At 40.8% G+C, this 11,287-nt stretch carries 11 protein-coding genes; 6 read left to right on the top strand and 5 right to left on the bottom strand.

The window, feature by feature from the left end; translation table 11 throughout:
- A partial coding sequence (locus Q8865_01255; GenBank protein MDP4152056.1) for a DMT family transporter occupies window positions 1-890 on the bottom strand: 890 nt, incomplete at its 3' end.
- A 227-nt stretch (window positions 891-1,117) separates the two neighbouring features.
- Between Q8865_01255 and Q8865_01250 the strand changes: the two genes are divergently transcribed.
- The 3 genes from Q8865_01250 to Q8865_01240 are packed head-to-tail and all read left to right on the top strand — an operon-like array spanning window position 1,118 to window position 3,556.
- Window positions 1,118-1,975: a transporter substrate-binding domain-containing protein gene (locus Q8865_01250; protein MDP4152055.1), complete on the top strand. Its 858-nt coding sequence runs from the start codon at window positions 1,118-1,120 to the stop codon at window positions 1,973-1,975.
- Window positions 1,976-1,998: 23 nt separating this feature from the next.
- Window positions 1,999-2,811: an amino acid ABC transporter permease gene (locus tag Q8865_01245; protein MDP4152054.1), complete on the top strand. Its 813-nt coding sequence runs from the start codon at window positions 1,999-2,001 to the stop codon at window positions 2,809-2,811.
- Window positions 2,801-3,556 carry an amino acid ABC transporter ATP-binding protein gene (locus tag Q8865_01240; protein MDP4152053.1) on the top strand — a complete coding sequence of 252 codons (756 nt, stop codon included), beginning with the start codon at window positions 2,801-2,803 and terminating at the stop codon, window positions 3,554-3,556. The genes Q8865_01245 and Q8865_01240 overlap by 11 nt, the downstream gene beginning before the upstream one ends.
- A gap of 54 nt (window positions 3,557-3,610) precedes the next feature.
- Here the strand turns inward: Q8865_01240 and Q8865_01235 are convergent, their stop codons facing one another.
- The 3 genes from Q8865_01235 to Q8865_01225 are packed head-to-tail and all read right to left on the bottom strand — an operon-like array spanning window position 3,611 to window position 6,791.
- On the bottom strand, window positions 3,611-4,504 hold the full coding sequence (locus tag Q8865_01235; protein ID MDP4152052.1) for a sugar phosphate isomerase/epimerase family protein: 894 nt from the start codon (window positions 4,502-4,504) through the stop codon (window positions 3,611-3,613).
- Complete coding sequence (locus tag Q8865_01230) at window positions 4,501-5,406, bottom strand: sugar phosphate isomerase/epimerase (GenBank protein MDP4152051.1); 906 nt, start codon at window positions 5,404-5,406, stop codon at window positions 4,501-4,503. Before Q8865_01230 ends, Q8865_01235 begins: the two co-directional genes overlap by 4 nt.
- A 14-nt stretch (window positions 5,407-5,420) precedes the next feature.
- On the bottom strand, window positions 5,421-6,791 hold the full coding sequence (locus Q8865_01225; GenBank protein ID MDP4152050.1) for an FAD-dependent oxidoreductase: 1,371 nt from the start codon (window positions 6,789-6,791) through the stop codon (window positions 5,421-5,423).
- 172 nt (window positions 6,792-6,963) lie between these two features.
- Here Q8865_01225 and mnmA point away from each other — a divergent pair, with 172 nt between their 5' ends.
- Window positions 6,964-8,043 carry a tRNA 2-thiouridine(34) synthase MnmA gene (mnmA, locus tag Q8865_01220; GenBank protein ID MDP4152049.1) on the top strand — a complete coding sequence of 360 codons (1,080 nt, stop codon included), beginning with the start codon at window positions 6,964-6,966 and terminating at the stop codon, window positions 8,041-8,043.
- On the opposite strand, the gene Q8865_01215 is transcribed toward mnmA, so the two are convergent.
- Window positions 8,038-9,033, bottom strand: a complete 996-nt coding sequence (locus Q8865_01215) for a glycosyltransferase family 2 protein (GenBank protein MDP4152048.1) — start codon at window positions 9,031-9,033, stop codon at window positions 8,038-8,040. The two genes, mnmA and Q8865_01215, sit on opposite strands and share 6 nt — an antisense overlap.
- Window positions 9,034-9,158: 125 nt before the next feature.
- Here Q8865_01215 and Q8865_01210 point away from each other — a divergent pair, with 125 nt between their 5' ends.
- A complete protein-coding gene (locus Q8865_01210) occupies window positions 9,159-10,028 on the top strand; it encodes an NAD(P)/FAD-dependent oxidoreductase (GenBank protein MDP4152047.1) in 870 nt (289 codons plus the stop codon).
- Window positions 10,029-10,032: 4 nt separating this feature from the next.
- Window positions 10,033-11,280, top strand: a complete 1,248-nt coding sequence (locus Q8865_01205; protein ID MDP4152046.1) for a [Fe-Fe] hydrogenase large subunit C-terminal domain-containing protein — start codon at window positions 10,033-10,035, stop codon at window positions 11,278-11,280.
- Window positions 11,281-11,287: the final 7 nt, after the last annotated feature.

The following is an 11,287-nucleotide window of genomic DNA, read 5'->3' as shown; positions in this document are numbered from 1 at the left end:
TTAAATAATGTACTAATAAATGAAAACTTTGTTTCTGATATTATAACTGCTACAAATATTAGCGTAAATCCTGACGCTGTTTTCAAAGTAAGCTTTTCATTATAAAACAAAATTGAAAACAGCACTCCAAATACTGATTCTAGACTTAGTATTATCGCAGCAGTGGACGGGGGAGTATACTTCTGACCAACATTTTGTAAGAGAAGTGCAAGAGTAGTTGCAAAAAAGCATAGATACAGTATTTCCATCATTGAATCCGGTTCAATAAATTTCGGGAATGTATTAAATAAAAAGGCAAATATCCAGCTCACTGCTGCAGCCGATCCAAACTGTACAGCAGTAAGAAGAAAAATATCCCTATCCTTTGAAAATGATGCGACAGCAACAATATGAAGTGCATAGAAAAGGCCGCATATCAGTGTAAGGACATCTCCAATACCAATCGTAAAATCGCCACTTAGTGAAACCAATCCTATACCTGCAACGCAAATAACAGAAGCAGCTATATTAAATATATCAGGCCTTACTTTTTTGATTGCCCAATACAAAAATGGAACCATTACACAGTAAACAGTAGTCAGAAATGCATTTTTCCCCGGAGTTGTTCCTAAAAGCCCATATGTTTGAAACGCATATGCAATAAAAAGCAGAATGCCCAGCACAGAACCCTTCCATAAGTATTCAAGAGAAAACTTTTTCATGCTTCTGTTGAAAATCAGCATGAGCGTAACAGCAGCAACCGTAAAACGCACGGCGAGCAAGTAATATATGGGTATACTGTCTATTGTATTTTTCATTACAAAAAAAGAGCTGCCCCAGATAAGGGTAGCGCTTAATAATGCTGATTTTGCGAAAATACCTTTAGAATGAGTTGACATTAAAAGCTCCATTATCTTTTTAGCTAAAAAATTTAGTATGCCCGACCATTTATATGGTGTATTATATCATTAAATAATAAAAATGGAAAGCTGCAACTATATTTTATACCGAATTATAATAATTAGCATAATTTATTGAAACAGCTTGCCATAACACGAAAAACAGTGTAAAATGTAGGGAAGTATGGGCTGTATAGCTTAAATTATCGTTTATGAAACTAAAAACACGGAGGAAAAAAATGAAGAAATTTCTAAGACTGACTGCTCTTTTTGCAGCGCTTGCAATGATAATGTCCTTCGCGGGCTGCGGCAGTGCAAAACAAACCAGTACTGCAAACGACGCTAGTAAAACCCAGGATAATACATTCAAAGTAGGTATGGAATGCGCTTACCCCCCATTTAACTGGACTCAATCAGATGATTCCAACGGTGCTGTTGCAATCGAGGGCGGCGGCTATGCAGGCGGTTACGACATTGAAATAGCTAAGAAAATCGCTGAAGGTTTAGGCAAAAAACTCGTTATAGTAAAAACTCAGTGGGACGGCCTCGTTCCAGCAGTTGACTCTGGCGTAATAGATGCAATTATTGCAGGTATGTCCCCAACAGCAGAAAGAAAAACAAGAATCGACTTTACTAATAACTATTATACTTCCGATTTGGTCATCGTTGTTCGTAAAGACGGTAAATATGCTAATGCCAAAACACTTGATGATTTTGCTGGTGCAAAAATCACAGGACAGCTCAATACGTTCCATTACTCTGTTATTGATCAGATCAAAGGCGTCAATAAACAGCCAGCACTTGAAGACTTCCCGACAATGACTACATCTCTTAATGCTGGCACAATCGACGGTTATATTTCTGAGCGTCCAGGTGCAATTTCTGCCGAAGCATCAAATCCTAACCTGACCTTTATCAGTTTTGAAAAGGGCAAAGGATTCACAGCTTCTGATGAGGATATTTCAATTGCAGTCGGCCTTAAAAAAGGCAGTGAGCTAAAAGATAAAATAAACTCAATTTTATCTGGTATTTCCGAAGATGATAGAACAAAAATAATGGATAACGCTGTAAAAACACAGCCGCTTACCTCTAAATAAAGTTTTGCGAATGGAGCTTTTTTATGCTAACGTTTCTTTCCGCAACACCGCAGGCAGGCTGGGGCTTTTGGCGGTGGGTGGCATTTTTTATTGCAAATAAATATCCGGAGTTTATCAGCGGAGCGGGTATAACACTTCTCATTTCGATTACCGGCACCGTTATTGGTTTTCTTATTGGTCTCCTGATTGGTGTTATCAAAACGATACCTTTAAGACCTAATGATGCAAAAATAAAGATAATATTTCTAAAAATATTGAGAGGTCTGCTTCAGATATACATAGAAATATTCAGAGGAACTCCAATGATGGTTCAGGCCATGGTGATTTTTTACGGTCTTGCCACTGCAGGTCTGCAGCTTAACCGTATTTTCGCCGGTATACTCATTGTTTCAATAAATACCGGGGCATATATGTCTGAAATCGTCCGCGGCGGTATTGAATCCATCGATAAGGGACAGTTTGAAGCAGCGCATACGCTCGGTATGTCCCACGGAAAGACAATGTTTAATATAATTTTGCCTCAGACTATCAGAAACATCCTTCCTGCAACCGGAAATGAATTTGTCATTAATATTAAAGATACCTCTGTCCTCAGCGTAATTTCGGTAACCGAATTATTTTTTGCTTCAAAATCAATTGCCGGAACATACGTTGCCTACTTCCAAACAATGACCATCACTTGCGCGATATACTTTGTACTTACATTTACAGTTACTAGAATATTGCGTTTACTGGAAAAGAAAATTGACGGGCCTTCAAGTTACACCATCTATGGCAGCAGCACGTCTCCCGAATCCACCATAAAAGTAAAGGGAGGCGAAACGAATGCTAGATGAAAAGCAGGAATTTGTAATCGAGGTTCGTGACCTTAAGAAAAGCTTTGGTCAAAATGAAATACTAAAAGGAATTAATTTCTCGGTAAAACGCGGTGAGGTTGTTTGTATTATAGGAGCATCCGGTTCAGGCAAATCAACGCTTTTGCGCTGTACAAACTTACTTGAAATGCCAACAGGCGGAGAAATTTTATTTGAAGGCACAAATATTCTCGATAAATCCATAAATCCTCTTAAGCTTACAGCTAAAATGGGGATGGTATTTCAGCAGTTTAACCTTTTTTCAAATCTTACTGTCCTTGCAAACTGCATGATCGGACAAACCAGCGTTTTAAAACGCTCAAAGGACGACGCGAGAAATACTGCAATGAAATACCTTGAGGATGTCGGCATGGCTCAGTATATCAATGCAAAACCCCATCAGCTTTCCGGCGGTCAGAAACAGCGTGTGGCTATCGCCCGAGCCCTGTCAATGGAGCCTGAGGCGCTGCTGTTTGATGAGCCGACAAGCGCTCTTGACCCTGAAATGGTCGGAGAAGTATTAAAGGTCATAAAAAATCTTGCCAAAACCGGGCTCACAATGCTCGTAGTTACTCATGAAATGGCATTTGCCCGTGACGTCGCTGACCGTGTCGTCTTTATGGATAATGGTGTAATTGCAGAGGAAGGGACGCCTGACGTAATATTCAACAATCCTAAAAATGAGCGGACGCGCGCTTTCTTGACCCGAATTTTGAACAAAGATTAAATAATAAAAATAAGGCTGGACTTAGCAAAAAGTCCAGCCTTTTTTTATCTCTAATTATGCAAGCGAAAGACAATACATCCCCACTTTGTAGCAGAAGCTTGCTATAGCGTCCTTAAGCTCATCTGGCGCGAACATTGTCATGCCATGGGATTCATAAGTAAAATCGCCCTCGAAACCGATTTCAGTAAGCGTCTTCATGACCTGCTCCCAGTTTACTCTTCCCTCAATGTATGGAATAGTGTGCGCATCATAAACCTTGGGATTATCGTCAACGTGAGTCGCTTTAAGACGCTTTCCTAACATCTTAAGAGCTCCCGATTGGTCAGGATATAAATTGTTTGCGTGTCCAAAATCCCAGCATGCCCCTACATAACTGCTGTCAAATGCGTCAACAACTTCACAAAGTTCTCTTGCCGTAGAACAGTAACGGCGATGCCGTTCAGCTTTATACTCCGACATATTCTCAAAAGCAAGACCTACACCAAGACTTGAAGCAAGATCTAGCACGGGTTCATAAAATTCTAGGTTCATACGCAGGCTTGCGTCGTTCTCAAATTCAACATTTACAGTATCCATAAAGGGATGAACAACAGCCCATTTAGCACCAAGAATTGCAGAGGCCTTTACTGCACGCATCATCATTTCTTTGAAATACTCGTAAAAACCTGGTTTATCCGCAATCGGAACTGCATTGAGTGAAGGATAATAAGGCAAATGGGATTGAGAAAATTCCATTCCCAGCCTGTCGGTATGTTTACGCAGCTTTTCCATCTGAAACTGCCAATCATCGCCGGCACATTCGGTCTTTCCGCGTGTGAGGTAACAAAAGTTCATATCCAGCACTTTAAATCCAGCCCTATAACACCTGTCTATTATTTCAGCTGTAGGCGTGATTTGATCCGAATTCCTGTTTGGCGCAAAAAGACATGTAGAAGTTGAAAGTCTCATGCTCTTTCTCCTTTCTGTGCAAGCGAAAGGCAGTGCTTTCCTATTTCAACTGCCAAAGTTGCGAAATCATCCTTAAGCTGATTTGGCAGATTCACCCCGCACTTAACCTCATAAACGAGATCCCCATCATAGTCGATTTCGCTAAGCACCGGAAGGCATTCTTCCCAATCAGTAGTTCCCGAAACAAAGGGAAGGGTATGGGCATCAGTCCTTCCACGATTATCATTAAGATGAGTTGCACGGAGTCGGCTACCCACTTTGCGAATAGCGCGTTTTTGATCTTTATAAATCTGGTTGCCATGGCCAAAATCCCAGCAAGCGCCGACACTTTCGTCCTTAAAAGAATCGATAAGTTCGCATAGTTCATCTGCAATAGCAGTAAAACGCCTCCTAATTGGTGGCTGCATCCCAACTATATTCTCAATTGCAAGGCCCACTCTAGCCTTTTTGAGAGCTTCTAAGATAGGGTCATAAAAACGATGAGTAATAGCAATATCAGCATCATTGTCATAACTATCCGCATCGGTACATGCATATGGGTGACATACTGCCCATTTTACACCCAGTATGCCGCTTATTTCGACTGATCTTTTCATATACTCGTCAAAACGTTCATTAAATGTTGAATCGCCTGGAGGATTCAATTTCATATAATTAGGATGATAGGGAAGATGACTCTGTGAAAAAACCATGCCAGCTTCATCGGCTGATTCACGGATTTTATAAGCTTCTTCTTTCCAATTATCTTTTACAAATTCTGTTCTTCCGCTTAACATGGGAAAAAAATTCATATCAAGCACTGAAAAACCTGCCGCCGAACAGCGCTTAATGCATTCGATAGTAGATATATCACGACCTGACGGATTATTCAAAAACAAGGTCGTTGTCGTTCCAAGTCTCATTTTTCTTCCTTTCCTTACGAGAGTACCGCATTCTCATCTATAAGTATGCTTCGTATAGTGCAAACGTTAATATCTGCAGCTTTTATAGATTCTTTAGCTGCTAAAGCCGCAGCAATTCCCGCCGCATGTCCTATCGCCATACACGTCGGCATGACGCGGACTGTTCCAAGGGATGCTGAATCCATAGAAATGCAGCGGCCAGACATCATGAGGTTGTCAAATTCACTGCTGACAAGGCATGAATATGGGATACCATATGGCATATCAAGAACCTCGAGACGTGTGCCCGCACCCGTCCCGCTGTGTATATCAACTTTATATGATCCCAGTGCGATTGTGTCATCAGGGACAGCTCCCGCAAGTACGCTGTCAATTTTCAAAGTTTTAAAACCTATGACTCTTCTGGTTTCTCTTACTCCTATGTTAGGAGAAATCGATGAAATATATGCCTTCTCAAATCCCGGTATATATTTATTTAGCACCTTAATCAGCGGAGAAACTTGCTCAAGCCCTTTAAATTCGCCGCGTGTAAGCTCTCTTGGATCTGAGCCGTCAAAGGACAAAATACGCGTGCTGTTTACAACAAGCTGATCTTCGTTCATGCTATTAATAAATATAAGTGTGTCACGGTCTACCGGACATTCACCGCGGTTTCTCAGTTCATCTAAAAAGGGCTTCATCCCGAGTATTACGTGGCTTTTAAACTTTCTAAACAGTGCGGTGTTATATCCGGCTCCAACCTGCATTGATTCCGGCTGGGTAAGCATTTCAGGATGTGCGTCAAGATAATCATAAAACCTTTCTTTATTTACCCCGCCTATGGTGAAAAGCACGGTTGGCGGCTGCATAACGCCTGTGCCCTCCATTCCTTTTTCACAGCTTGCTCCGGCAGCATAGGCAACGTCACCGTCACCGGTTCCGTCAATATATACAGAGGCTGAAATTTCAAAAAGCATGCCCTTACCTGCAAAAGTCACGGAATTGATGTGTCCGTCTTCTGAATCCACACCGCAAAGTTCGCAATGAAGAAGAATACGAACGCCAGCTTCATTTGCCATTTCATATGTAATAAGCTTTACAATTTCGGGATTTACTACCGTAACTGAATTATGCATCGGGCAACGTGCATGACCAAACGTTCCTCCAACAGAATCCAGCCTTGATATAAATTCCTCGGCAATACCTTTGGTAACCTGCCTTCCGTTTTTGTCAAGATAGGCAAGAAGCGGCAATCCCGTCGCCATATTCCCGCCTAAATATCCATTTCTGTCAACTAAAATAACATCTGCTCCGTGGCGCGCCGCCTCAACTGCGGCAGCCCATCCGCCCGGTCCTCCGCCCGCGACGAGAACGTCGCAGCGCATTAAAACTCTCTCCACAAACATATCCCCTTATTTCAATCTGCGCCCCATGCACACGAAAAATGCATGGAAAAACCAAATTCGAACATAATCTCAATTATATTAATTTTTTATCGGATTGCAACAGCGTACGGCCACTTTGACAAATAGAGCTTGTATGATATAATTTAAATTAATACTAATTTATTGAGGTTTATTGATGAAGAAAAAGGTTATGGTTGCTATGAGCGGCGGAGTAGACAGTTCTGTCGCAGCGGTCTTGTTAAAAGAGCAAGGATATGATGTAACAGGCGTTACCTTAAAATTGTTTGACAACGATGATATTGGGCTTGACAGCAATTCTCATACATGCTGTTCTCTCGCTGATGTTGAAGACGCCCGCAGCGTTTGCTATAAACTTGGAATACGGCACTATGTTTTTAATTTTCGCGACCTGTTCGTCGATAAAATAGTAAAACATTTTGCGTCATCTTATGAAAGCGGAACAACACCTAACCCCTGTATTGATTGCAACAGATTCATAAAATTTGACGCGCTTTTAAACCGTGCATTGGCTTTGGAATTTGATACAATCGCAACAGGTCATTATGCTCGCGTAGAATTTGACGATAGGTCTGAAAGATATCTGCTTAAAAGACCCGAGGATTCTAACAAAGACCAGACATACGTTTTATATTCGCTTACGCAGAAACAGCTTTCTGAAACTTTGTTTCCTCTAGGCGGTCTTTATAAAAGCGAGGTTAGAAAAATTGCGGAAAACAACCAGCTCGTAAGTGCGAAAAAGCCGGACAGTCAGGATATCTGTTTTGTAAGAGGCAACAGCTATGCTGACTTTATTGAGGACTTTACCGGGCATAAAGCGGAGTCTGGTAATTTTATAAATAAAAACGGCGAACCTCTTGGAAGGCACGCCGGCATCACGCATTATACTATTGGTCAAAGAAAAGGCCTTGGCATTTCCTTTGACAATCCAATGTTTGTAATTAATAAAGATAGTGCAAATAATACTGTAACGCTGGGGAAAGAAAGCGAACTTTATTCAAAAAAGCTTACAGCTTTTGATGTAAATCTTATTTCAATTTCAGACCTAACTGAGCCTATGCGTGTAACTGCAAAAACTCGATATCGTCAGAAAGAACAGCCTGCAACGCTATATCCTATCGAAAACGGCAATATAGAAGTCGTTTTTGATGAGCCTCAGCGAGCAATTACTCCAGGACAAGCTGTTGTTTTCTATGACAGTGACATTGTCGTAGGCGGCGGAACTATATTATAAAACGCCGTGTTTTTTTCTTGCGTAGTCTTTATATTTAAAATAGAGAGACCTATGTATCAAGTAAATTAATAATACTATCTTCTCTTTATATGAAACGTTCGAAAAGATTATCCTGGGCATAAGTCTTGAATATCTTTTTCTTATGAGTTTTTCATATTTCCTTGCGTTGTCGAGAGATTGCGCCTTCTCGTAATATTCGATCAGCAGATGTGCATAACGCACAGCTGCTTTTTCATATAAGTCCTTCTCTTTCTGGTCTTTAAAAAAAGTCATGCGCTCTTTAAACGCTTCTAAAGCGTGCAAAGAGGATTGATTAAATCCTGCTCCAGTTATACTATCATTACGACGGCGATAAAAATACATAGGCAAATCCGTTATTACTGTTTTAGCTGAAAAATATAAAAGTTTATAGCTTGTAAACTCGTCTTCATGGATTTTTCCTTCAGGAAAGAGCACATTACTAAATAATGACCTCTTATAAAGCTTATTGTACACAACTGTCATAGTAACATAATCGTCGCTGAACAAGCTATCTGCCGCCTGGCGGTTATTCATGACTTTTAGAACAGCCTTGCCTGCTCTGAAAGTATCCGGCAAAATATCATCATGAAACTCTATATAATCACAGCCTGAAATGTCTGCATTATATTTTTCCATCAAATTATAAAGAGTCTCAATAAAATTTGAGGAAACCAAGTCATCACTGTCAATAAAGCCTATTATTTGACCTTTTGATGCCAATATTCCGGCATTCCTTGCGGCTGACAACCCACTATTAGGCTGATGGATTACAATGATGCGAGCGTCCTTTAAAGCATACTCATCGCAGATTTCCCCCGAACGGTCGGGGGAACCATCGTCCACCAGTATGATTTCTATATTTTTGTATGACTGAGTAATTATCGAATCTAAACATGCAGGCAAGTATTTTTCTACTTTATAAATGGGTACAATAATGCTTATAAGAGGATCAGTTGGAACTTTATTCATAAAATCCTCCAATAGTAAATTTAAAAATATTATACCTTTTTTGGTGTGGTACAGTCAATTTGCAGTTTGCATTATTTGTAATTTTAATATAATATTAGAGAAATAAATATTAAATTGGAGTTATTATGTTCGATATAGTTATTATCGGCAAAGGACCGGCGGGAATATCTGCTGCATTATATACATGCCGTGCGGGTTTGCATACGGCTATTATTGCTGAAAATGGCAGTTCACTTGTAAAAGCCGAAAAAATTGAAAACTATTTTGGTTTTCCCGGCGGGATTTCAGGAAGCGATCTGTTAGAAAGAGGAGAAGAGCAGGCAAAATTATTAGGAGCAGAAATTTATAACGCTCAGGTTGTTTCTTTTGAAAAAACAGACTTCATTAAAATAACTACAGATAACGGTGTCTTCGAGGCAAACGGGCTAATAATTGCTACCGGAAAGCCGAAGAAAAAAGCGGAAATCAGCGGTCTTGAGCGATTTGAAGGCGCGGGAGTGAGTTACTGCGCCATCTGCGATGGATTTTTCTTTAGAGGAAAAAATGTTGCCGTGCTTGGTGCTGGTAAGTTCGCAGAACACGAAGCAAACGATTTAGCTAATTTTTCTCAATATATTACTATCCTTACTAATGGAGAGGAAATTACCGGAAACTTTTCAGAGATGCCTGTAATCTCTTCTAAAATTACATCACTTGAAGGTTCAGATCGGCTTGAAAGAATAAAATTTGAAAATGATAAAGTCCTTGATGTCGATGGATTATTTATAGCATTGGGTACAGCTTCAGCCGTAGATTTTGCTAAAAAAGCAGGCATAGAAGTTGTCGATGGATCTATAAAAGTCGACTCGAGCATGAAAACAAATGTAGAAGGAATTTTTGCTTGCGGTGACGCTGTCGGCGGTTTCCTACAGGTCTCAACTGCGGTTGGAGAAGGCGCTCTGGCGGGAAGCGCAGCATCAAAATATGTTAAAACGCTAAAAAACAGGCAGGGATGAAGGTATGCATTCTTTTTACTCATTATATAACAAGATAATAGAAGCAGGGGTAGAAGAATCGATAGATGAAAAAATTTTAAATAAAGATTTTTTATCTGATTTCGACCCACATCATATATACTGTTTATTGAACCCCGAGCGCCAGCCTGCTGTAATGAGGATTTCCTCATGTGATTGTAAAGATGAAGGCAGGCCTTGTATAGTAGCCTGCCTGTTTGATGCGATATCACGGGATGAAAACGGCAATATATCTATCGACGAATCGCGCTGTGCAGGTTGCGGTGAATGTATCGAAAATTGTAAAGCGGGAAATCTGACTGATAGAAAAGATCTCTTTCCTGTTTTCGAACTTCTGAAGGGATCAGATCCCGTCTATGCTATGATAGCACCCGCGTTTATTGGCCAGTTCAGCGATTCGGTTACCCCCGGAAAACTCAGAAGTGCTTTTAAAAGGCTTGGTTTTGCCGGCATGCTTGAAGTCGCATTATTTGCTGATATTCTTACATTAAAAGAGGCTCTTGAGTTTGACCGTTCTATTGTCCATGACGAAGACTTTCAGCTTACAAGCTGCTGCTGTCCGATATGGATAGCTATGATCAGAAAAATATATAGTCAGCTTGTCCCCCACGTTCCTGCATCGGTTTCTCCTATGGTCGCTTGCGGCAGATCGATCAAAAAGCTTGTCCCAAATGCTAAAACTGTCTTTATTGGTCCCTGTGTTGCAAAAAAGGCGGAGGCAAAAGAGCCAGATATCAGGGATGCGGTAGATTATGTCCTAAGTTTTCAGGAAATCATGGATATTTTTAAATTCGCGAGCCTAAACCCCGCAGATCTTGAGGAGGATATGCGCGACCACTCTTCAACTGCCGGTCGGATTTACGCAAGAACAGGAGGCGTCAGCGAAGCTGTTGAAACTACTCTTAACCGTTTAAGACCCGGCCGGCCTATACCTTTTAAGGCACAGCAGGCTGACGGCACGATAGAATGCAAGAAGCTGTTAAACGAAATCAGAGAGGGAAAAATAAGCGCTAACTTTATTGAAGGTATGGGTTGTGTCAGCGGATGCGTCGGCGGTCCCAAAGCCGTCCTTCCGAAAGAAGATGGTACTAAGCAGGTTAACGTTTATGGGGTAAAAACACCCTATGACACGCCTGCGGACAACCCTTATGTTATTGAACTTCTGCATCGTCTCGGGTTTGAAACAGTAGGCAGTCTGACCGACGGAAAAAACATGTTTACAAGAGACTTTTAATAGACTA

The sequence above is a fragment of the Bacillota bacterium genome, from assembly GCA_030705925.1.
Taxonomy (GTDB): Bacteria; Bacillota; Clostridia; order Oscillospirales; family Feifaniaceae; genus JAUZPM01.
The sequence above is the reverse complement of the archived record's forward strand: the minus strand, read 5'-3'. Positions and strand labels throughout refer to the sequence as shown.